This window comes from Mammaliicoccus sp. L-M44 (genome assembly GCF_022386355.1).
GTDB classification, from domain to species: Bacteria; Bacillota; Bacilli; order Staphylococcales; family Staphylococcaceae; genus Mammaliicoccus; species Mammaliicoccus sciuri_A.
In genome coordinates, this window is record NZ_JAJNIU010000011.1 from 45,170 (window position 1) to 68,146 (window position 22,977).

A 22,977-nucleotide genomic window follows, 5' to 3' on the forward strand; every position below is an offset into this window, starting at 1 on the left:
ACTGCTCTTCAGTGATCTTAAGCTGATAATACTTTTCTACCTTTACGACGACGGCGAGCTAACACTTTACGGCCGTTTTTAGAACTCATACGTGCACGGAAACCGTGTACTTTACTATGTTTACGTTTATTTGGTTGATACGTACGTTTTACCATTTAAGAACACCTCCATTAATTATTCTTAACATCTAATTCTACATTAGATTATCATTTGTATGATATTCATTTATATTTATCAGAAGATTAGTTTCAAAATTATTTATACCATACGTGTGATTTGTCACAATTTCAATAACTACTAAACTATAACAAATCAGATTTTAAAAATCAAGAAGAAATTTACAACTTCTATTTATTAAGTTATCCACTTATTCACAATGCATAACCAACTTTTTGTGGATAAATTGATTAAGATTTATTCTTATTCACAATATAATCTCATCAAACTGCACATATTCACAGGTATTTGACAACTCGATTTGTTTAAAAGTATAATTGTGTGGATAAGTTATACAAAGCATTGATATTACTGTGATTATTTCATAAATATTTACGTGTAAAGATTGTGGACAAGAGAATTATAAAGTATAGTTATCCACCGTTTGTGTGTAAGTTGTGGATAATAATTCACAGCCTGTGATTTTCTTTATCAACAATCTTATTTTATGTGTATAACTCAATAAATTTAAATGAGAAAGAGGACTTTTATGAATTCAAAAGAAGAAATTTGGGCGCAAGTGTTATCTATTGCTGAAGATCAAATCGCTTCTGCTGGTTATAATACATGGTTCAAAGGGACTTACTTACATCAAATTGATAGTAAGCGCGCAATAGTTGTTGCACAAAGTCCTTTTGTCGCTGAGTGGTTAACCAATAAATATCATGAACATGTCACAAACTTTATCTATGAAGTGATTGGAGACAAAGTTCAAGTTAAATTTATATCAGAAGAAGATTTACAAAGTGAAGATTTCACTGAACAGCCAGAAAAACCTAAAGAAACTGAAGCATATGAAGAAGTTACAAATAGTCAGCTGAACAGTAATAACACTTTTGATACATTCGTTATTGGACCTGGTAACCAGTTCCCGCATGCTGCTTCACTTGCAGTAGCTGAAGAACCAGCCAATGCTTATAATCCGCTTTTCATATATGGAGGCGTCGGTTTAGGAAAGACACATTTAATGCATGCAATTGGTCATTATGTGCTTGAACAAAATCCAAATGCTAACGTTCTATATACATCAAGCGAAAAATTCACAAATGAATTTATTAAGTCTATACGTATGAACGATACGGAAAGCTTTAGAGACAAGTATCGAAACATCGATGTGCTCTTAATAGATGACATTCAATTCATTCAAAAGAAAGAACAAACGCAAGAAGAATTCTTCCATACTTTTAATGATTTACATCAAAATAAAAAGCAAATTGTCATCTCAAGTGACCGTCCGCCTAAAGAAATTCCAACTTTAGAAGATCGTTTAAGAACACGTTTCGAATGGGGATTAATAGTAGATATTACGCCTCCTGACTTTGAGACGAGAATGGCTATTTTACAAAAGAAAATCGAAGAAGAAAACTTAGATATACCTGTTGAAGCTTTAACTTATATCGCTAATTCTATTCAATCTAATATACGTGAATTAGAAGGTGCTTTAACGAGAGTATTAGCATACTCCAAACTTAGAAATAAACCGATCAACACAGATTTAGTAGCAGAAGCGCTTAAAGATATTATTTCATCACCAAGATCAACTAAAATCACGATTCAAGACATTCAACAAGCGGTTAGTAAAATGTATAACGTTAGAATCGAAGACTTTGCTGCTAAGAAACGTACAAAATCAATTGCATATCCTAGACAAATCGCTATGTATCTATCAAGAGAACTTACTGATTTTTCATTACCTAAAATTGGTGAAGAATTTGGTGGACGAGATCATACAACTGTCATCCATGCACATGATAAAATTAAAAAAGATTTAGAAAATAATCAAGAACTCAAAAATGATTTAGAACAACTAGAAAAACAAATCCGTGGATAATGTGGATAAGTTGTGCACAGTCATACACATTTTATCAACATGTGAATAACTTTTATATCGCTATTTAAAGCGGGTTATCCACCAATCCACAGCCCCTATGACTATTACTATGATTTTAAAAGATATATAATTAAATATATAACGACTGGAAGGAGTTTTATAAGTTATGAAATTTACAATTCAACGAGATTACTTTCTTAATCAATTGAATGATACATTAAAAGCAATTTCACCAAGAACTACATTACCGATACTTACAGGAATCAAGATAGATGCGACAGATAAAGGCATCATCTTAACAGGATCAGACTCTGAAATATCAATAGAAATAACAATAAATCAAAATATTGATGGTGAAAAAATTGTAGATATTGAAGAAAAAGGTTCTGTAGTACTTCCAGGACGATTCTTTGTAGATATCGTTAAAAAATTACCAGGTAAAACCGTTAATTTATCAACGAATGATCAATTTAAAACACTTATCACATCAGGACATTCTGAATTTAACGTAAGTGGTTTAGATCCAGATCAATATCCATTATTACCACAAGTATCTGAAGAAGATGCGATTAAATTACCAATCAAAGTATTAAAGAACATTATCGCACAAACGAACTTTGCAGTGTCCACGTCAGAAACACGTCCTGTATTAACAGGTGTTAACTGGCTTATTCAAAACAATGAACTGATCTGTACTGCAACAGATTCACACAGACTTGCATTAAGAAAATTAAAATTAGAAGACGAAGAAATCGATGATAAAAATGTGATTATCCCAGGTAAAGCTTTATCTGAATTAAACAAAATCGTTTCTGATTCTGAAGAAGACATCAATATCTTCTTTGCAAGTAACCAAGTATTATTTAAAGTTGGTCACATTAACTTTATTTCAAGATTACTTGAAGGGAACTATCCAGATACAACAAGATTATTCCCAGAGAACTATGAAACTAAAATCATCTTAGATAACAGTGAGTTCTATCATGCAATAGACCGTGCATCATTATTAGCACGTGAAGGTGGTAACAATGTCATTAAATTATCTACGGATGTTGATAAAGTTGAATTATCATCTACTTCACCAGAAATCGGTACAGTTAAAGAAGATGTATCTACAGACAATGTTGAAGGTGAGTCATTAAAAATCTCATTCAACTCTAAATACATGATGGATGCATTAAAAGCTATCGACAACGATGAAGTACAAGTAGAATTCTTTGGTACAATGAGACCATTTATTCTTAAACCTAAAGACGACGAAACAGTCGTACAACTTATCTTACCGATTAGAACATATTAATAAACATGTCATGGCTGGGACCCGATTTGGGTCTCAGCTTTTTTTGTGTCAAGTTTACTTGACATAGTGTAAAAATTTATATAATGTAAAGTTAACTTGACAGGAAGTGATGAATTGAAAAACAAAGTTTATGAATATCGTACTCAGAAAAACATGACGCAAAGTGAACTCTCTCGATTGGTTAAAGTGTCTAGACAAACCATCAATTCTATTGAGCGTTACAAATTCAATCCCACGTTAGTATTAGCGCATAAGCTTTCTCAAGTGTTCGAAGTATCTATTGATGAATTATTTATTTTTGAAGAAGATGAGAATATAGATATTTCAGAATTAGAATCCAAAGAAAAGGAGTAAACATTATGACATTACTAATTAAAGATGTTTCCAAGAAATTTAATGACTTTACGGCAGTACATGATGTTAATTTGGAAGTTCCTAAAGGTACGATGTATGGATTTTTAGGTGGAAATGGTGCAGGTAAAACAACAACATTTCGTATGATTTTAGGTTTATTACCAAAGACAACAGGTGTTGTGACGTTTAACGATAAGCCAATTGACTATAGTATGACGAATACGATTGGTTATTTACCTGAAGAAAGAGGATTGCATCCAAAATTAAAAGTTTGGGAGCAAGTGCAATATTTAGCTGAATTAAAAGGCATGAAAAGAAAAGATATTTCAGAAGCATTAGATTATTGGTTAAAACGATTTGATGCATTCGAAAATAAAGAAAAAAAGATCGAAGCATTATCGAAAGGTAATCAACAAAAAGTACAACTGATTGCAGCAATCATTCATAAACCCGAATTATTAATTCTTGATGAACCATTCAGTGGACTTGATCCAGTCAATGTTGAATTGCTAAAAGCTGCTGTTAAAGATTTAAAAGAACAAGGCACAACGATTATATTTAGCTCGCATAGAATGGAACACGTAGAAGAACTTTGTGACTATATTTGCATTATGAATAAAGGTAAAGCAGTCGTTGCTGGTTCTCTTGATCAAGTTAAAGACGACTTTGGTAAGAAAGATGTATTTATCGAAGGCGACTACGATTTAGGATTCTTAAAAGACTTTGAAGGTGTAGAAGCAATTAAAACGACTAAAAAAGGCGTTAAAATCACAATTTCTGATGAAAAATATGCAGAAAATATTTATCAAAATGTGACGAAGTTAGGTTACCTCAAACGATTCCAAGTTGCTGAACCATCTCTAAACGATATCTTTATAGCTAAGGTAGGTGATAAGCATGAATAAATTCTGGCCGACATTTAATTTAACGTATATGCAAAAAGTGAAAAGTAAATCATTTATCATCATGACTGCAATTTTTATGATTTTAATCTTTGCATTAAGTAACATCGACAAAATTATTGATTTCTTTGATAACGATAGTAAAGTTGTTGCGATACAAACAGATAACGACATGATCTATAAAGTGTTAGAAAAGCAATATAAACAAAACGACGATATTGAAAAAGTAGAAAAAGTTTCACTCGAAAAAGGTAAAAAAGGTGTTAAAGACGAAAAATATAAACGTTTAATTCAAGTAAACGTGAACGGTGAAAAAGTAGATGGCACAATTTATGAAAAAGGCAATGTAAGTGAAAGTGAGAAAATGACCTTACAATCAACGCTTAGCCAAATGCAATCATCATTAACAGCTCAAAAATTAAATCTGTCAGAAAAAGATTTAAAAACGTTAAATACACCGAGTGATGTGAAGACAGAAGAAATTAAAACGAATGATGAAAAACAATCTAGTGATATTGATCCGAAAGTTCAAGCATTAAACTCAGCAGTTGTTTACATCATCATTTTCTTATCATTCTTTATCACAATCAATTACGCTAACCAGATCGGTTCAGAAATTGCGACTGAAAAAACAACACGTGTGATTGAAATGATTGTTACAAGTGTGAAACCGTCGATTCATGTGTCAGCGAAAATTCTTGCAATCATCGCAGTTGCATTTACACAAATATTCTTTATCATACTGGCAATTGTAATTAGTATATTCGCATTTGATTTGAAAGGATTATTTGAGTCAGCTGGCGTTGAATATGGCCCTGAGACGACGAGAATCATTATTTATGGCGCAGTTTACTTAATTTTGGGTGTTGTATCCTATATTTCATTAGCGGCTATTCTAGGGGCATTAACGAGCCGTATAGAAGATCTTGCTCAATCTATGATGCCAGTTACATTTATTTCATTAGCGGCATTCTATATTGCGATATTTAGTATTTCAAACCCAGATACGATGCTTGTAAAAGTGACAAGCTTCATTCCGATGTTATCGCCAATGGTCATGTTACTAAGAACTACATCAGAATCAACTCCTGAATGGCATTTACTTTTAGGAATTGTCGTTTCAGTCGTTACATGTATCATTCTACTGGTGTTTGCAGCGAAAACGTATCGTGGTAGCGTGCTCACTTATGAAAAAGGCGTTATCAAAAATTTAAAAAATGCATTAAATATTACTAAATAATTTTTACGAAAATATTAATCACCATTTTGTCACAAAACCTTAATGAATTTTTAGTGAATGATATAGAATTTCTTTAAGTGATAGTATAAAATTTATATTATCAACAAAAGAAATTGAGGGATTAATATGGCGAATAAAAATAGTAACAGTAATATTATGTTTTTAATGATAGCAATACTTGTTGTTGTCGTAGGTATCGTATTGCTTGTTGTGTTTGGTGGAAGCGGAAGTGACAACAAAGAAGATAGTCTATTTGATAGAACTGTTAAAGCCACAGACTTATCAAAAGATACAAAAGATAATCCAACACATAAAAAAGACAAAGCTAAAGTTCAAATAGTTGAATTTGGAGATTTTAAATGTCCAGCATGTAAAGCATTTGAAACGAATTACATGGATCAAATTGAAAAAGATTATATCGATAAAGACAAAGTGGAATATAGATTTGTGAACGCACCATTCCACGGTGAAGGATCTGAAGTTGGTGGTGCATCAGCACATGCTGTTTATAAAATCGCACCTGATGCATATTGGGATTTCCACAGAGCATTATTTGAAGCTCAACCAGATGACCATAATGCAGAAACAGACGATGAATGGTTAGATCTTAAAGTAGTCCAAAAAGCAGTAGATGGATTAGATATTGATAAATCTAAAAAAGATCAAATCATGAAATTAGTGAAAGATAGAAATTCAGAGTCTTATAAACAAATGAAAAATGATTCAGATTTAACAAATAAATACGATGTAGATGTTACACCTACAATTGTGGTAGACGGTAAAGTATTATCAGATCCAATGGATTACGACAAAGTTTCTAAAGCAATCGATCAAGCGATAGAAAAGAAAAATAAATAAAAATAGGTGATATATTTGAAGCAACAATATGCACTATTTATTTCCTGGGTAATAGCTTTAGTAGCTATGTTAGGTAGTTTATACTTTAGTGAGATACGACAATTTGTTCCTTGTACAATGTGCTGGTATCAAAGAATCTGTATGTATCCACTCGTGTTAATACTCGGAATAGGCTCATTCCAAAATGATTATAATGTTAAAAAAATAGCACTACCTTTATCAATCATTGGACTATTGATATCCACATGGCATTACTTAGAGCAAAAAGTACCAGGATTTGCTGAAATCAAACCATGTACACAAGGTGTTCCATGTTCATCAGAATATATCAATGTATTTGGATTCATCACAATTCCATTTTTAGCAGGAACAGCATTCTTGTTAATCAGTTTGATTTTGATTTTCACAAAGAAAGATAAAGCAATATAAATATTTAGAAGGGCTGAGACAAACATCATTGTCTCAGCTTTTTTGTGTGAAAGTGTAAGGATAGGGCGCTATAGTTACAAAAGTTGGTCGAAGTGTAACTAACGAACACAATAGTATTTCACTATGTTCTTTAGCTATACTTTTTTGATTTTATTATGAAAATAATGTTTAAGTTCCGGACTTAATTTTTCACTTAGAATATAAATATTTTGAAGATTAATTTATCTTAAAATGAATTGTGCGTAAAAGCATGATTTTTTGGTGGAAAAAAGGTATAATATAGAGATGACTAATTAAGATTGGAGTGAAGATAGTGGTACAAGATATCTCAGTAAAAGACGATATTACTTTAGGTCAATTCCTAAAAAATGAAGGCGTCATTGGAACGGGTGGTCAGGCTAAATGGTTCCTCCAAGATGAAGAAGTATTAATAAATGGTGAACGTGAAACTCGTCGTGGCAAAAAATTACATGATGGTGATTTAGTCGAAATTCCTTCTGAAGGTCAATTTCGTATTAACCATCTCAGTGAATAGATTATGATATTACAGAAACTTACTTTAACTCATTATAGAAATTATGATAAATGTACGCTTGATTTTAATTCCAATGTTAATATTTTAATTGGTGAGAACGCGCAAGGTAAGACGAATTTATTAGAATCTATCTATACTTTAGCACTAGCTAAAAGTCATAGGACTTCGAATGATAAAGAACTCATACAGTTTGGTGAAGAGTATGGTAAAATAGAAGGTGAACTAAGTTATCGCCATGGCTCAATGCCTATTTCTTTAATCATTACGAAAAAAGGCAAAAAGGCGAGAGTTAATCATCTAGAACAGAGCCGATTAACGCAGTATATTGGTCACTTAAATGTGGTGTTGTTCGCACCAGAAGATTTAAATATTGTAAAAGGTAGCCCGCAAATCAGACGACGTTTTATTGATATGGAACTCGGTCAGATGTCTGCGGTCTATTTAAATCATTTATCTAATTATCAAAGATTACTTAAACAAAAAAATCATTACCTCAAACAATTACAAATTGGGAAAATGAAAGATCGAACGATGTTAGAAGTATTCAATGAACAATTTTCAGAAGCGGCAGCCAATGTGACTTTGAAACGTGCGCACTTTATTCGTGAATTAGAAAAGATTGCCGAAGTGATTCATCAAGGCATTACGAGCGAAAAAGAAAGTTTAAAGGTTCAATATGAGCCGAATATTAAACTGTCAGAAACATATCAAGATGTAACTGAACTGAAAGATGCTTTTTGTTCGTTGCTTAATGATTCAATGGATAAAGAGATTGAACGTGGAAGTGCACGCTTTGGACCGCATAGAGACGACATTAGTTTTCATGTTAATGATATGAATGTACAAACTTATGGTTCTCAAGGACAGCAACGTACGACAGCATTATCCATAAAGCTTGCTGAGATTGAGTTGATTAATCAAGTTGTTGGTGAATATCCAATTCTACTGTTAGACGATGTGCTAAGTGAACTTGATGATAATCGACAAACCCATTTATTAAGTACAATTCAAGAGAAGGTACAAACGTTTGTAACAACAACATCTGTTGATGGAATAGAGCATGAGATTATGAAAGATGCCAAGGTATTTAACGTATCTAAAGGCAATATTATTGAGTAGATGAAAGTGAAGGTGGAAATACGTGTCAGAACAAAATAACGCTTCAAGTTATGGTGCAGATCAGATACAAGTATTAGAAGGTTTAGAGGCAGTCCGTAAACGCCCTGGTATGTATATAGGTTCTACATCTGCAAGAGGATTACATCATCTCGTTTGGGAAATTGTAGATAACAGTATCGATGAAGCATTAGCTGGATATGCAGATCATGTTGAACTTGTAATAGAAAAGGACAATTGGATTAAAGTAACAGATAACGGTAGAGGTATACCTGTTGATATTCAAGAGAAAATGGGACGTCCTGCTGTAGAAGTTATCTTAACAGTACTTCATGCCGGTGGTAAATTTGGCGGTGGCGGATACAAAGTATCTGGTGGTTTACATGGTGTAGGTTCATCTGTCGTAAATGCGCTATCTTCTAATTTAGAAGTTTACGTTCACCTTAACAATAAAATTTATCATCAAGCCTATGAAAGAGGTGTACCAGCATTTGATTTGAAAGTCATTGGTGACACAGATCATACAGGTACAACAATACGCTTTAAAGCTGACGGTGAAATCTTTACTGAAACAACTGAATATGACTATGAAACATTACAAAAACGTATTCGTGAATTAGCATTCTTAAATAAAGGTATCCAAATTTCATTGAGAGATGAAAGAGATGACGAAAACATTCAAGAAGATTCATACCACTATGAAGGCGGTATTAAATCTTATGTTGAAATGTTAAATAAATCTAAAGAAGTACTTTATGATGAGCCAATCTATATTCACGATACTAAAGATGACGTAGAAGTTGAGATTGCCATTCAATATAACAATGGTTTTGCGACGAATTTATTAACTTATGCGAACAACATTCATACTTATGAAGGTGGTACGCATGAGGATGGATTTAAACGTGCATTAACGCGTGTTATTAACAGCTATGGTATTAAGAACAAGCTTCTTAAAGAAGGCGAAGAAAAGCTATCTGGTGAAGACGTACGTGAAGGTATGACAGCTGTTGTATCTGTTAAACACGGTGATCCACAATTCGAAGGTCAAACAAAGACTAAATTAGGTAACTCAGAAGTACGTCAAATCGTTGATAAATTATTCTCTGAACTCTTTGAACGTTTCTTATTAGAGAATCCAAACGTGGCAAGAATTATTGTAGATAAAGGTGTGATGGCTTCTAGAGCACGTCTTGCCGCTAAAAAAGCGAGAGAAGTTACAAGACGTAAATCAGCATTAGAAGTATCAAGCTTACCTGGTAAACTTGCAGATTGTTCAAGTAAGAAACCTGAAGAATGTGAATTATACATCGTTGAGGGTGACTCTGCCGGGGGGTCTGCTAAATTAGGTCGTGACTCTAAGACACAAGCGATTCTACCGCTACGTGGTAAAATTTTAAACGTTGAAAAAGCACGTTTAGATAGAATTTTAGGTAATAACGAAATTCGTGCCATGATTACAGGTCTAGGAACAGGTATTGGTGGAGAGTTTGATATTAGTAAAGCGAGATATCATAAATTAGTTATTATGACAGATGCCGATGTCGATGGTGCACATATTAGAACGTTATTATTAACATTCTTCTATAGATTTATGAGACCACTTATTGAAGCGGGTTATGTATACATTGCACAACCACCTTTATACAAAGTAGAACAAGGTAAGAAAAAATATTATGTATTTAACGATAGAGAATTAGATAAATTAAAAGAAGAACTTAGCTCAACACCGAAATTGTCTATAGCACGTTATAAAGGTCTTGGAGAGATGAATGCTGATCAATTGTGGGAAACAACAATGAATCCTGAACATCGTTCAATGCTTCAAGTAACACTAACAGATGCGATAGAAGCTGACGAAACTTTTGAAATGCTTATGGGAGATGTTGTTGAGTTTCGTCGTCAATTTATTGAAGAAAATGCCGAATACGCAACGTTAGATATATAAAGCATCATTTACGATTTAAGGAGGATATGATTAATGGCTGAAATACCACAATCAAGAGTTAGTGAACGTAACATCAGTAAAGAAATGAAAGAATCATTCTTAGACTATGCAATGAGTGTAATTGTATCTCGTGCATTACCCGATGTTAGAGACGGTTTAAAACCAGTTCATAGACGTATTTTATATGGTATGAATGATCAAGGTATGACTTCAGACAAACCTTACAAGAAGTCTGCACGTATTGTTGGTGACGTAATGGGTAAATATCACCCACACGGTGACTTATCTATTTATGAAGCAATGGTACGTATGGCACAAGACTTTAGTTATAGATATCCATTAGTAGATGGCCAAGGGAACTTTGGTTCTATGGATGGTGATGGTGCTGCTGCAATGCGTTATACAGAAGCACGTATGGCTAAAATTACAAGTGAATTATTAAGAGATATCAATAAAGATACAATTGATTTCCAAGACAACTACGATGGTAACGAAAGAGAGCCGGTAGTCTTACCTGCAAGATTCCCTAATTTATTGGTGAATGGTACATCAGGTATCGCAGTTGGTATGGCAACAAATATTCCACCTCATAACTTAAATGAAGTTATAGACGGCGTATTAGCGCTTAGTCATAACCCAGAAATTACGACAAATGAGTTAATGGATATCGTTCATGGTCCTGACTTCCCAACAGCTGGTTTAATTATGGGTAGAAGTGGCATTAGACGTGCATACGAAACTGGTCGTGGATCAATCTTAATGAGAGCACGTTCTGAAATCGAAGTTATGAAAAATGGTAAAGAACGTATCGTCATTTCTGAAATACCTTACCAAGTTAATAAAGCAAGATTAATCGAGAAAATTGCTGAATTAGCACGCGATAAGAAAATTGAAGGTATTACAGACTTAAGAGATGAAACAAGCTTAAAAGTCGGTGTACGTATAGTTATAGAAGTTAGAAAAGATGCGAATGCTAATGTTATTCTTAACAATCTATACAAACAAACACCATTACAAACATCATTTGGTGTGAATATGATTGCATTAGTCGATGGTAAACCTAAATTATTAGGCTTACGTGCAGTTCTATATCATTATTTAGAACACCAAAAAGATGTCGTAACAAGACGTACGAAATATAACTTGAAAAAAGCTCAAGATAGAGCGCATATTCTAGAAGGTTTAAGAATCGCATTAGATCATATCGATGAAATCATTACATTAATTCGTGAATCACAAAGTGACTCAGAAGCGATGGAAGGTTTACAAAATCGTTTCAACCTTTCTGAAAGACAAGCGCAAGCGATTTTAGATATGCGTTTACGTCGTTTAACTGGTTTAGAACGCGACAAAATCGAAAAAGAATATCAAGATTTACTTAAACTTATTGAAGAATTAAAAGAGATTTTACGTGATGAAGAAAAATTACTAGAAATCATTCGAGAAGAAATTACTGAAATAAGAGATAAATATGGTGATGAGCGTCGTACAGAAATTACGGCAGCAGGTCTTGATCAAATTGAAGATGAAGACTTAATCCCAGAAGAACAAATCGTTATTTCATTAAGTCATAACAACTATATTAAACGATTACCAGTATCTACATATCGTTCACAAAATAGAGGTGGACGTGGTGTACAAGGTATGAATACGATAGAAGATGACTTTGTTAGCCAACTCGTAACATTAAGTACACATGATAACGTCTTATTCTTTACGAATAAAGGTCGTGTCTACAAACTTAAAGGTTACGAAATTCCTGAAATGTCTAGACAATCTAAAGGCTTACCAATCGTTAATGCATTAGAAATCGAAAAAGATGAAATGATTAGTACGATGATAGCTGTTAAAGACTTATCAAGTGAAGAAGATTATTTAGTCTTTGCTACTAAACATGGTACAGTTAAACGTTCTAAATTATCTAATTTCTCACGTATTAACAAAAATGGTAAAATCGCGATCAACTTTAAAGAAGGCGACGAGCTTATTGCGGTTAGACTGACAGATGGTACGAAAGAAATCATTATTGGTACGAAACATGCATCATTAATACGCTTTGATGAATCTAAATTACGCCCATTAGGAAGAACAGCAGCGGGTGTGAAAGGTATTACATTAAGAGAAGATGATGAAGTTATCGGATTAGATGTTACAGATGAAGATCAACAAGATGAAATACTTATCGTAACTGAAAAAGGTTATGGTAAACGTACGTCAGCTGATCAATATCGTATCTCTAATAGAGGTGGTAAAGGTATTAAGACTGCCACTCTAACTGAGAAGAATGGTAACCTTGTTTGTATCACAACAGTCAACGGTGACGAAGACTTAATGATTGTTACAAATTCAGGTGTCATCATTAGATTACACGTAGCAGATATCTCTCAAAATGGTAGAAGTGCTCAAGGTGTAAGATTAATCCGTTTAGGTGATAATCAACATGTTGCAACAGTAGCTAAAGTTGAGCCAGACGAAGATGAAATTGCAGAATCACCTGTTGAAGGAGTGTTAGAAGAAACAACAGAAACTGAAGCTGTTGAAACTGACGCACAAGAAGGTAAAGAAGATTTAAGAGAAGACTTCATGGAACGTGTAAATGAAGACATCGAAGAACAAGATAACGACGAAGAATAATATATAAAAAGAAGCATATCACAAGCTTACTGATGAGCATCAGTAGCGTGATATGCTTTTTTATTTTGAATATTTAAGCTTCGAATGATTTCATAGCATATGGAATTTCATCTATAAGTTTTGATGGTGGTACGATATACATATCTTTAGAAAGCTTTTCACCAATATAACTGTGAATATACGTTGCGTTAATAACCGCTTCTTCTAAATCAAATTGTCCAACGAAACTTGTGATCATTCCTGCTAACGTATCTCCCATTCCACCTGTTGCCATAGCAGGTGTACCAATAGATAATTTATATTCATGATCTTTAAAGAATAATTCAGTACCATGTTTTTTCAATACGACTGTTGCATTTAACGCATCAACCGCTTCTTTATTGTTTTCATATGTTTGTTCTTCAATCGGGATATTACTCAGTCTTTCCCATTCTTTTTGGTGAGGTGTAAAGATAATCTCACATTCAGGTAAAGTATGCTTTAACTTACTTAAAATCGTAATAGCATCTCCATCAATAATTAATGTTTGGTGTGGCTGAATATTTTGGAATAGAAATGTTAATGTGTTATTCCCTTTAAAATCTAAACCGAGACCTGGACCTATTAAAATACAATCCGATTGCTCAATTAATTTAGAAAGCTTTTTTAAATCCGTGATATCTGAAACCATTGCTTCAGGACATCTTGAATGTAATGCAGCAAAATTGGATGAATGTGTAGAAACAGTTATAAGTCCACTACCACTAAATACACAAGCCCTCGCTGCTAAAATAATTGCGCCACCTAAATTAGCGTTACCTCCGATTAATAATATCCTACCATAATCCCCTTTATGAGATTCTTGTTCTCTTTTTGGAATTGTGACAGATGAAATAGTCTTCATATTAACCCACCTTCAAATAATTGTACGATTTATTATGCCACTTAAAGTTGAAATTGAACAGAGAATTTTCCAAAACGTAACAAATAAATTACTTTAACAGGCTAATATATTAATCAATCACTGAGTTATGGATGTGCTAAAAAGTATTGTCAGAAAATTTATGAAAGCGTATACTTAATATAAATATAGACATTAGTTATTAGATGAGATAGGAGCTTTCACATGACTGAACAAATATCAATTGGAAAGTACGCTACGTTATTAACGATCACAGATGAGCAAACGGCAAAACAATTAATGCCTCAATGTCATGATATGCAATTTATTGTAGGCAAAATTGGCACAATGTCATTAAATAAAATCATTGCATCTGTTGAAACAGCGGCTAGAAGACAAGGGATTATTTCGGAAAGTCAGTATAGAGAAACACACGCGTTATACCATGCGATTTTAGAAGCGGTGAATGGTATTACAAGAGGTGAATTATCTATTGGTGAAATTATGCGAACGGTTGGCTTAAAGTTTTCAATAGTTAGAGGTTATCCTTACCAAGATAAAGCAGAAGGTGAATGGATAGCTGTGAGTTTGTACGGTACAATCGGAGCACCTATAAAAGGTAAAGAACATGAAACAATTGGGTTAGGTATCAATCATATATAAGACATAGAAACACCTACTAGATATTAGATATAAGAAAGGTGCAACAAATTTTGATTTGTTGTATTTTTTTGTGTCCTAAAAAGGAGTGTTTTCAGTGAACTTAGTATTGAATGGTAAAGATTTAACAATTCAAGACATTAAACAATTTTTGAAAGAAGATGGTCAAATATCCATTTCAGAAGAAGCATTAGTTAATGTCAGAAAAAGTCGTGAAACAGTAGAAAAAATCATTAAAAATAAAGAAACGATTTATGGTATTACGACTGGTTTCGGATTATTTAGTGATGTATTAATAGAAAAAGAAAAATACAACGATTTACAAGTCAATTTAATCCGTTCTCATTCATGTGGTACGGGTAAACCTTTTCCAGATAATGTGTCATTAATCATGATGGTCTTAAGGTTAAATACAATGTTAAAAGGCCATTCAGGTGTAACAGAAAAACTTGTTTCGTTATTAGTAGAATTTATTAATAGAAGAATTATTCCTGTCATACCTGAGCAAGGATCATTAGGTGCTTCAGGAGATTTAGCACCATTATCTCACTTAGCTTTAGCGTTAATTGGTGAAGGAGACGTCCATTATAAAGGTGAAACTAGAAATGCGAAAGAAGTCTTACACGAAGTAGGATTGGAACCACATTCGTTACAAGCGAAAGAAGGATTAGCCCTTATAAACGGTACACAAGCGATGACATCTCAAGGTGTGATTGCATATATTGAAGCTGAAAATATTGCATATCACGCAGAATGGATTGCTGCATTAACACATCAAGCATTGAACGGTATCGTAGACGCATATGATGAGCATGTGCATATCGTCAGAAACTTTAATGAACAAGTTGAAGTAGCAGAGCGTATGAGAAATTGGTTAGAAGGTTCTAAATTAACAACTAGACAAGGTGAAGTCCGTGTACAAGATGCATACACATTGAGATGTATACCACAAATACACGGTGCAAGCTTCCAAGTATTAAATTATGTAAAAGAAAAATTAGAATTAGAAATGAACGCAGCAAATGATAATCCATTAATATTTGATAACGATGATGAAACACTCGTAATTTCAGGCGGTAACTTCCACGGACAGCCAATAGCATTTGCCGTAGATTTCTTGAAAATTGGTGTCGCTGAGTTAGCGAATGTATCAGAAAGAAGACTTGAAAGATTAGTTAATCCACAACTCAATGGCGGATTACCAGCATTCTTAAGTCCAGAGCCAGGCTTACAAAGTGGTGCAATGATCATGCAATACGCAGCAGCATCACTCGTATCAGAGAATAAGACATTAGCACATCCAGCAAGTGTGGATTCAATCCCATCATCTGCAAACCAAGAAGACCATGTATCAATGGGAACAATAGGCGCAAGACATGCATATCAAATCATACAGAACGTACGAAGAGTTATATCTATAGAATGTATTATCGCGCTGCAAGCAGTAGAAATTAAAGGTGTAGACAAACTATCACCGAAGACAAAAGCAAAATACGAAGAACTAAGATCAATCGTACCTTCAATCACACAAGATAGAGTATTCCATCATGATATAGAGAAAGTTTGTGAATATTTAAGATAGTTATTATACAAACAAAGGGGTGTTGTGATGAGAAATCAGCATCAAAACAACAAAGGTAAGGATATGTGGAGATTTTATGTATTTAGTCTGTTAGGTATTGTATTGTTCTTTGTACCTATAACGATTGGTAAAAATAATACGATACTAGTAGATCACATACATTTGGGCGTACGTTCATTATTAGGTGAATATACTGCTTATTACGCACTAATCATTATATTGATTGGCGCAATATTACCTGTCATAAGAATGGATTTTAAAAAGTCAGTTACAGATTTAATTTTAGTATTAGTCAAAATTATCGGCGCAATTATTGGTTGTATGTATGTCTTTAAAATTGGTCCGAAACTATTATTTGAGCCTAACTACGGTCCGTTCTTATTTGAAAAGTTATTGTTACCACTCAGTATATTGATTCCAGTAGGTGCTATTGCATTATCATTTTTAGTGGGTTATGGACTCTTAGAATTTATTGGTGTCTTTATGCAACCTGTTATGAGACCGATATTTAAGACACCTGGTAAGTCTGCTGTTGATGCAGTAGCTTCATTTGTAGGGAGTTATTCATTAGGATTACTGATTACAAATAGAGTTTATAAAGATGGTATGTATAACAAGAAAGAAGCGGTCATAATTGCGACTGGTTTTTCTACAGTATCAGCAACATTTATGGTAATTGTCGCAAGAACACTAGATTTAATGGATATGTGGAATTTGTTCTTCTGGTCGACGTTAGTTATCACATTTGCAGTGACTGCAATTTCTGCACATCTACCACCGATTTCAAGTGAATCGGAAGCTTATTATCAGGACCAAGAAGGTCAAAAAGAAGTAAAAGTGCAAGGCAATTATTTAAAAACAGCTTATGAAGAAGCGAAGAGACAATCACACCAATCATTATCATTATTTAAAAATATCATGACCAACTTAAAAGATGGTATAGAGATGACGATGGCGATACTACCTTCTATTCTTTCAATTGGATTTCTAGGTTTAGTATTAGCTAATTTCACACCTATTATTGATTGGTTAAGTTATATATTTTATCCATTTATCTATATATTTCCGATAGATGATAAAGCATTGTTAGCAAAAGCTTCAACAATTTCAATTATAGAAATGTTTTTACCTTCTCTTCTAGTTGTTAAAGCATCAATTGAAGTGAAGTTCGTTACAGCAATTACGAGTATCTCAGCAATTATATTCTTCTCTGCTTTGGTACCTTGTATTTTAGCAACAGATATCAAAATTCCAATATGGAAGTTAGTAGTGATTTGGTTTATCCGTGTCGCACTTACTTTATTAATTGCGATACCGTTTAGTTTATTAATTTTTTAGTAAAGGGGAAATGAAATATGTCTAGAGCGATTAAAGCGAAAAAAGGTTTGGAAATTGAGTGTAAAGGTTGGGAGCAAGAAGCGGTTTTAAGAATGTTATACAACAACCTTGATCCTGAGGTTGCGGAACATCCTGAGAAGTTAGTTGTATATGGTGGTATTGGTAAAGCAGCGCGTAACTGGGAAAGTTTCGACGCGATAGTTGATACGTTAAGAAGATTAGAAAATGATGAAACGATGCTTGTTCAATCTGGTAAGCCAGTTGCTGTTTTCAAAACACATGAAGAAGCACCGCGTGTATTATTATCAAACTCTGTATTAGTACCTAAATGGGCTAACTGGGAACATTTCCATGAATTAGATAAAAAAGGGCTTATGATGTACGGTCAAATGACTGCTGGTAGCTGGATCTATATTGGTTCTCAAGGTATTGTTCAAGGTACTTACGAAACATTTGCTGAATGTGCGAACCAGCATTTTGGAGGATCATTAGAAGGTACGATTACGTTAACTGCTGGATTAGGCGGTATGGGTGGTGCTCAACCATTAGCTGTAACGATGAATGGTGGGGTCGCTATCTGTGTAGACGTCGATCCGTCTAGAATTGAAAAACGTATCGAAACAAGATATTGTGATGTTATGACTGATTCAATAGATGAAGCTTTAGAAAAAGCAGAAGAAGCTAAAAAAGCGGGTAAATCTTTATCAATAGGTTTAGTAGGAAATGCTGCTGAAATTCATCATGAAATCTTAAATAGAGGATTTAAAATTGATATCGTGACTGACCAAACTTCTGCACATGATCCATTGAATGGCTATGTTCCTGAAGGATATTCACTTGAAGAAGCAGATAAACTTCGTGAAAGTGACCCTAAAAAATATGTTGAATTATCTTCAGCATCTATGAAAAAACACGTTGAAGCAATGTTATTATTCCAAAAAAATGGTGCCGTTGCATTTGACTATGGTAATAATATTAGACAAGTAGCATTTGATGAAGGTTTAGAAAATGCATTTGATTTCCCAGGATTCGTACCTGCATATATCCGTCCGTTATTCTGTGAAGGTAAAGGACCATTTAGATTTGCTGCTTTAAGTGGTGACCCTAAAGATATTGAAAGAGCAGACGAATTAATGCGCGAACTCTTCCCTGAAGATGAAAAATTAATGCGCTGGTTAGATATGGCAAGTGAAAAAATTGCTTTCCAAGGCTTACCTTCAAGAATTGCATGGCTTGGTTATGGCGAACGTGCAAAAATGGGATTAGCATTAAATGAACTTGTTAGAAAAGGTGAAATTTCAGCACCAATCGTTATTGGACGTGACCACTTAGATTCAGGTTCAGTAGCATCACCAAACAGAGAAACTGAATCAATGAAAGACGGATCAGATGCTGTAGGTGACTGGGCAATCTTAAATGCACTTGTAAACACAGCTGCAGGTGGTTCTTGGATTTCAGTTCACCATGGTGGTGGTGTAGGTATGGGTTACTCATTACACGCTGGTATGGTCGTTGTAGCAGACGGTAGTGAACGTGCAGATAGAAGATTAGGTAGAGTATTAACAACTGACCCAGGTATGGGTGTAGCAAGACATGCTGATGCAGGGTATGACATTGCAATTGATACTGCAAAAGAAAGAAACGTAGATATTCCAATGTTAAAGGAGAAAGATAACCATGAATGATATCATAATCCAACATATAGGCGAATTAATTTTGCCGAAGAAGACTGACGGACCTCTTAAAGGAAAAGCTTTAAATGAATTAAATATTATCAAGAATGGCACAGTTGTCATAAATGAAGGTAAAGTCGTTTATGCAGGTGAACATACTGAAGAATTTGAAGCTAAAGAAGTCATTGATGCCACTCATAAAGTCGTATCACCAGGTTTAGTAGATGCACATACACACTTAGTATTTGGCGGGTCTAGAGAACATGAAATGGCACTTAAACAACAAGGGGTAAGTTATCTTGATATCTTGAAACAAGGTGGCGGAATTTTAAGTACGGTTGAAGCTACTCGTGAATCAAGTGAAGAAACACTATACGAAAAATCTAAAAAAGAAATTATTAGAATGATTCAATTCGGTACGACAACTGTAGAAGCTAAAAGTGGTTATGGTTTAGATAAAGCAACTGAATTAAAACAATTAAATGTGGCACACCAATTAGCGCAAGATTTACCGATTCGAATGAAACATACATTTTTAGGACCACACGCAGTGCCTAAAGATGCGAAAGACAATGCAACATTCTTACAAGAAATGATTGATTTATTAGACGATGTGAAAGATAAAGCTGACTTCGCGGATATCTTCTGTGAAACAGGTGTATTCACAATTGAAGAATCAAGACGTTATATGCAAGCGGCAAAAGATAAAGGTTTAAAAGTTAAAATTCATGCTGATGAAATCGATCCACTTGGTGGACTAGGATTAGCGATAGATGAGGGTGCAATATCTGCAGACCATCTCGTAGCTTCTAGTGAAGAAGATAAGGCAGCGTTAAAAGACAGTGACACTGTAGCCGTACTATTGCCAGGCACAACATTCTATTTAGGTAAAGATCAATATGCAGATGCAAGAGGTATGATTGATCATAACGGTGCAGTAGCAATTGCGACTGACTTCAATCCAGGTAGCTGTGTGACGGACAACCTTCAACTTGTAATGAGCATTGCGGCATTAAAGCTTAAACTGACGCCTAATGAAATTTGGAATGCTGTCACTGTTAATGCAGCTAAAGCAATTGGTGCAGAAGCAGGTACACTTGAAGTTGGCGATCAAGCTGATGTAGTCGTATGGGATATTCCAAACCATGAATATTTACCATATCATTACGGTGTAAACCATGCTGAAACAGTGATCATTAACGGTAAAAAAGTCTATGAAAATACAGGTCTCTTGACTGAATCATAAGTATAGCTTGAAAATATGATATCAATTTGATATATTTATGTTAATTTAATAACTATATTGTTTAGGAATAAGTAATTTAAGCGTACATGTATAGAGAGCTTGTGGTTGGTGCAAACAAGTCATGAAACTTAAACGAATCTATCCTTTTAAGAAGAACAATCGGTAGAAACCGTTATATGACTTAGAGTGCAGTTTTTAATAACTGTTAAATAGGGTGGCAACGCGTAAGCACCACGTCCCTTGTGTAACAACGAGGAACGTGGTGCTTTTTTCTTAAACAATTATAGTATAAGAGGGAGGAAATATTATGTTAGACATTAGATTAATTAGGTCTGAACCGGAATTTGTTAAAGATAAAGTAGCCAAAAGAGGTGACGATCCAAAGGTCATCGATGAAATTTTAGAATTAGACAAAAAGCGCCGTGAACTCATCGCTCAAACAGAAGAACTTAAATCACGACGTAATAAAGTAAGCGGGGAAATTGCGCAGAAGAAACGCAATAAAGAAAATGCAGACGATGTTATTTTAGAAATGCGTCAAGTTGGCGATCAAATTAAAGAAATCGACCAAAATTTAAATCAATTAAATGAAGATGTTACGTACAGATTAGTAAGAATTCCTAATTTAATTAGTGATGAAACACCAGTTGGTAAAGATGAAGATGATAATGTAGAAGTACGTAAATGGGGTACACCACGTCAATTTGATTTTGAATCTAAAGCGCATTGGGACTTAGTTGAAAGTCTTAAAATGGCAGACTTTGAAAGAGCTGCTAAAGTATCAGGTGCACGCTTCGTATTCTTAACAGGTCAAGGAGCACAACTTGAAAGAGCACTTATGAACTTCATGGTAACGATGCATACAACGCAACATGGTTATACTGAAATGATGGTACCTCAACTTGTAAACGCAGATTCTATGTTTGGTACAAGCCAATTACCTAAATTTGAAGAAGATTTATTCAAAGTAGAAAAAGAAGGCTTATATACAATTCCAACAGCTGAAGTACCTTTAACAAACTTCTATCGTGATGAAGTGTTACAAGATGAACAATTCCCAATTAAATTTACAGGGCAATCTGCATGTTTCAGAAGTGAAGCTGGATCAGCAGGTAGAGATACAAGAGGTTTAATTAGATTACACCAATTTAACAAAGTTGAAATGGTGAGATATGAAAGACCTGAAGATTCATTTAAAGCACTAGAAGAGTTAACTCAACACGCTGAAAATATTTTACAAGCTTTAGAATTACCATACAGAACTGTGAACTTATGTACTGGAGATATTGGATTTGGAAGCTCTAAAACATATGATATAGAAGTATGGCTACCAAGTTACAACGATTATAAAGAAATCAGTTCATGTTCAAATATGACAGATTTCCAAGCACGTAGAGCAAATATTAGATTTAAACGAAACAAAGATGCGAAACCAGAATACGTACACACACTAAACGGAAGTGGTTTAGCAGTAGGTCGTACATTTGCTGCAATCGTTGAAAACTACCAAAATGAAGACGGTACAATCACTGTACCTGAAGTATTAGTACCATTTATGGGCGGCTTAAAAACAATCAAATTATAAATGAGTTAAATCTCTCAAAAAGGGTAATCATATATTGGTTACTCTTTTTTTGATTTAATGCTTGAATATACTTTTTATATTTGATATACTAAGTATACAAAATAAATAAAGGGAGTTTTGACACATGACAAATTTCAATTTCGACAAAGCACACAGTAGTTTAGAATTTACAGTAAAACATTTAATGGTATCTCGCGTTAAAGGTACTTTTGAAGATTATAACGTAGAAGTATCAGGAGATATCAATGACCTTTCTACATTAAAAGCAACAGTTACAATAAAAGCAGATTCAATCAACACTAAAAACGCTGACCGTGACGCTCACTTAAAATCAGCTGACTTCTTTAGTGCAGATGAAAACCCAAATATTACATTTGAAACAAAATCAATCAGTGAAGATTCAATTACAGGTGATTTAACAATCGCTGGTGTAACACACGAAGAAACATTCGACGTTGATTTCAACGGCGTAAGTAAAAACCCATTAAACGGTGAAACAGTAACAGGTTTCGCAGTAACTGGTAAAATCGACCGTGAAAAATATGGCGTATCATTTAACCAAGCATTAGAAACTGGTGGCGTAATGATCGGTAGAGATGTTAAATTCGAAGCAAGTGCAGAATTCGGTTTAAGTGAATAATTCATATAGA

The 22,977-nt window shown here is 34.0% G+C and carries 20 protein-coding genes and 1 other annotated feature; of the genes, 18 read left to right on the plus strand and 2 right to left on the minus strand.

What is annotated here, in order from left to right:
* Nucleotides 1–17 precede the first annotated feature (17 nt).
* A complete protein-coding gene (gene rpmH / locus LQ611_RS07800) occupies nucleotides 18–155 on the minus strand; it encodes a 50S ribosomal protein L34 (protein WP_016999186.1) in 138 nt (45 codons plus the stop codon).
* Between the two features lie 551 nt (nucleotides 156–706).
* Here rpmH and dnaA point away from each other — a divergent pair.
* The 11 genes from dnaA to gyrA all read left to right on the plus strand — a co-directional run bounded on the left by dnaA (nucleotide 707) and on the right by gyrA (nucleotide 13,363).
* On the plus strand, nucleotides 707–2,047 hold the full coding sequence (gene dnaA, locus LQ611_RS07805) for a chromosomal replication initiator protein DnaA (protein ID WP_107572669.1): 1,341 nt from the start codon (nucleotides 707–709) through the stop codon (nucleotides 2,045–2,047).
* Between the two features lie 166 nt (nucleotides 2,048–2,213).
* Nucleotides 2,214–3,347, plus strand: a complete 1,134-nt coding sequence (dnaN, locus tag LQ611_RS07810) for a DNA polymerase III subunit beta (protein WP_025906227.1) — start codon at nucleotides 2,214–2,216, stop codon at nucleotides 3,345–3,347.
* 114 nt (nucleotides 3,348–3,461) lie between these two features.
* Complete coding sequence (locus tag LQ611_RS07815; RefSeq protein WP_025906228.1) at nucleotides 3,462–3,701, plus strand: helix-turn-helix transcriptional regulator; 240 nt, start codon at nucleotides 3,462–3,464, stop codon at nucleotides 3,699–3,701.
* A 5-nt stretch (nucleotides 3,702–3,706) separates the two neighbouring features.
* Nucleotides 3,707–4,606 carry an ABC transporter ATP-binding protein gene (locus tag LQ611_RS07820; protein ID WP_119475100.1) on the plus strand — a complete coding sequence of 300 codons (900 nt, stop codon included), beginning with the start codon at nucleotides 3,707–3,709 and terminating at the stop codon, nucleotides 4,604–4,606.
* A complete protein-coding gene (locus LQ611_RS07825; protein WP_239709506.1) occupies nucleotides 4,599–5,843 on the plus strand; it encodes an ABC transporter permease in 1,245 nt (414 codons plus the stop codon). The genes LQ611_RS07820 and LQ611_RS07825 overlap by 8 nt, the downstream gene beginning before the upstream one ends.
* A 126-nt stretch (nucleotides 5,844–5,969) precedes the next feature.
* On the plus strand, nucleotides 5,970–6,701 hold the full coding sequence (locus tag LQ611_RS07830; protein WP_025906233.1) for a DsbA family protein: 732 nt from the start codon (nucleotides 5,970–5,972) through the stop codon (nucleotides 6,699–6,701).
* A gap of 15 nt (nucleotides 6,702–6,716) precedes the next feature.
* The gene (locus tag LQ611_RS07835) at nucleotides 6,717–7,130 is read left to right on the plus strand and encodes a disulfide oxidoreductase (RefSeq protein WP_119475102.1); all 414 of its coding nucleotides are present in this window, start codon (nucleotides 6,717–6,719) and stop codon (nucleotides 7,128–7,130) included.
* A gap of 304 nt (nucleotides 7,131–7,434) precedes the next feature.
* Nucleotides 7,435–7,665, plus strand: a complete 231-nt coding sequence (gene yaaA / locus LQ611_RS07840) for a S4 domain-containing protein YaaA (RefSeq protein ID WP_269750679.1) — start codon at nucleotides 7,435–7,437, stop codon at nucleotides 7,663–7,665.
* A 3-nt stretch (nucleotides 7,666–7,668) separates the two neighbouring features.
* Nucleotides 7,669–8,784: a DNA replication/repair protein RecF gene (recF, locus tag LQ611_RS07845; RefSeq protein ID WP_119494601.1), complete on the plus strand. Its 1,116-nt coding sequence runs from the start codon at nucleotides 7,669–7,671 to the stop codon at nucleotides 8,782–8,784.
* 22 nt (nucleotides 8,785–8,806) lie between these two features.
* Nucleotides 8,807–10,729 carry a DNA topoisomerase (ATP-hydrolyzing) subunit B gene (gyrB, locus tag LQ611_RS07850; protein WP_025906237.1) on the plus strand — a complete coding sequence of 641 codons (1,923 nt, stop codon included), beginning with the start codon at nucleotides 8,807–8,809 and terminating at the stop codon, nucleotides 10,727–10,729.
* 33 nt (nucleotides 10,730–10,762) lie between these two features.
* The gene (gene gyrA / locus LQ611_RS07855; protein WP_129407084.1) at nucleotides 10,763–13,363 is read left to right on the plus strand and encodes a DNA gyrase subunit A; all 2,601 of its coding nucleotides are present in this window, start codon (nucleotides 10,763–10,765) and stop codon (nucleotides 13,361–13,363) included.
* Nucleotides 13,364–13,436: 73 nt separating this feature from the next.
* Here the strand turns inward: gyrA and LQ611_RS07860 are convergent, their stop codons facing one another.
* Nucleotides 13,437–14,246: an NAD(P)H-hydrate dehydratase gene (locus LQ611_RS07860; protein ID WP_025906240.1), complete on the minus strand. Its 810-nt coding sequence runs from the start codon at nucleotides 14,244–14,246 to the stop codon at nucleotides 13,437–13,439.
* 222 nt (nucleotides 14,247–14,468) lie between these two features.
* Here LQ611_RS07860 and hutP point away from each other — a divergent pair, with 222 nt between their 5' ends.
* From hutP to LQ611_RS07895, 7 genes are all read left to right on the plus strand, one after another.
* Complete coding sequence (gene hutP, locus LQ611_RS07865) at nucleotides 14,469–14,906, plus strand: hut operon transcriptional regulator HutP (RefSeq protein ID WP_037589484.1); 438 nt, start codon at nucleotides 14,469–14,471, stop codon at nucleotides 14,904–14,906.
* Nucleotides 14,907–15,000: 94 nt separating this feature from the next.
* Nucleotides 15,001–16,485: a histidine ammonia-lyase gene (hutH, locus tag LQ611_RS07870; protein ID WP_037589485.1), complete on the plus strand. Its 1,485-nt coding sequence runs from the start codon at nucleotides 15,001–15,003 to the stop codon at nucleotides 16,483–16,485.
* A 27-nt stretch (nucleotides 16,486–16,512) separates the two neighbouring features.
* On the plus strand, nucleotides 16,513–17,823 hold the full coding sequence (locus LQ611_RS07875) for a YjiH family protein (RefSeq protein ID WP_239709508.1): 1,311 nt from the start codon (nucleotides 16,513–16,515) through the stop codon (nucleotides 17,821–17,823).
* A 17-nt stretch (nucleotides 17,824–17,840) separates the two neighbouring features.
* Nucleotides 17,841–19,508 (plus strand): urocanate hydratase, encoded by a 1,668-nt coding sequence (gene hutU, locus LQ611_RS07880; RefSeq protein WP_239709510.1) that lies wholly within the window; start codon nucleotides 17,841–17,843, stop codon nucleotides 19,506–19,508.
* Nucleotides 19,501–20,742: an imidazolonepropionase gene (gene hutI, locus LQ611_RS07885; protein WP_239709511.1), complete on the plus strand. Its 1,242-nt coding sequence runs from the start codon at nucleotides 19,501–19,503 to the stop codon at nucleotides 20,740–20,742. The genes hutU and hutI overlap by 8 nt, the downstream gene beginning before the upstream one ends.
* Nucleotides 20,743–20,790: 48 nt before the next feature.
* Nucleotides 20,791–20,986 (plus strand) — a binding site (T-box leader).
* A 63-nt stretch (nucleotides 20,987–21,049) separates the two neighbouring features.
* Entirely contained in the window at nucleotides 21,050–22,327 is a 1,278-nt protein-coding gene (gene serS, locus LQ611_RS07890; protein ID WP_025906247.1) for a serine--tRNA ligase, read from the plus strand.
* 124 nt (nucleotides 22,328–22,451) lie between these two features.
* Nucleotides 22,452–22,967, plus strand: a complete 516-nt coding sequence (locus tag LQ611_RS07895; RefSeq protein ID WP_025906249.1) for a YceI family protein — start codon at nucleotides 22,452–22,454, stop codon at nucleotides 22,965–22,967.
* Nucleotides 22,968–22,977 lie beyond the last annotated feature (10 nt).

Bases quoted from the DNA above. Each gene is read 5' to 3' on its own strand.
- rpmH (WP_016999186.1), bottom strand. From the start codon at position 155: ATGGTAAAACGTACGTATCAACCAAATAAACGTAAACATAGTAAAGTA.
- dnaA (WP_107572669.1), top strand. From the start codon at position 707: ATGAATTCAAAAGAAGAAATTTGGGCGCAAGTGTTATCTATTGCTGAA.
- dnaN (WP_025906227.1), top strand. From the start codon at position 2,214: ATGAAATTTACAATTCAACGAGATTACTTTCTTAATCAATTGAATGAT.
- LQ611_RS07820 (WP_119475100.1), top strand. From the start codon at position 3,707: ATGACATTACTAATTAAAGATGTTTCCAAGAAATTTAATGACTTTACG.
- LQ611_RS07825 (WP_239709506.1), top strand. From the start codon at position 4,599: ATGAATAAATTCTGGCCGACATTTAATTTAACGTATATGCAAAAAGTG.
- LQ611_RS07830 (WP_025906233.1), top strand. From the start codon at position 5,970: ATGGCGAATAAAAATAGTAACAGTAATATTATGTTTTTAATGATAGCA.
- recF (WP_119494601.1), top strand. From the start codon at position 7,669: ATGATATTACAGAAACTTACTTTAACTCATTATAGAAATTATGATAAA.
- gyrA (WP_129407084.1), top strand. From the start codon at position 10,763: ATGGCTGAAATACCACAATCAAGAGTTAGTGAACGTAACATCAGTAAA.
- LQ611_RS07860 (WP_025906240.1), bottom strand. From the start codon at position 14,246: ATGAAGACTATTTCATCTGTCACAATTCCAAAAAGAGAACAAGAATCT.
- hutP (WP_037589484.1), top strand. From the start codon at position 14,469: ATGACTGAACAAATATCAATTGGAAAGTACGCTACGTTATTAACGATC.
- LQ611_RS07875 (WP_239709508.1), top strand. From the start codon at position 16,513: ATGAGAAATCAGCATCAAAACAACAAAGGTAAGGATATGTGGAGATTT.
- hutU (WP_239709510.1), top strand. From the start codon at position 17,841: ATGTCTAGAGCGATTAAAGCGAAAAAAGGTTTGGAAATTGAGTGTAAA.
- hutI (WP_239709511.1), top strand. From the start codon at position 19,501: ATGAATGATATCATAATCCAACATATAGGCGAATTAATTTTGCCGAAG.
- serS (WP_025906247.1), top strand. From the start codon at position 21,050: ATGTTAGACATTAGATTAATTAGGTCTGAACCGGAATTTGTTAAAGAT.
- LQ611_RS07895 (WP_025906249.1), top strand. From the start codon at position 22,452: ATGACAAATTTCAATTTCGACAAAGCACACAGTAGTTTAGAATTTACA.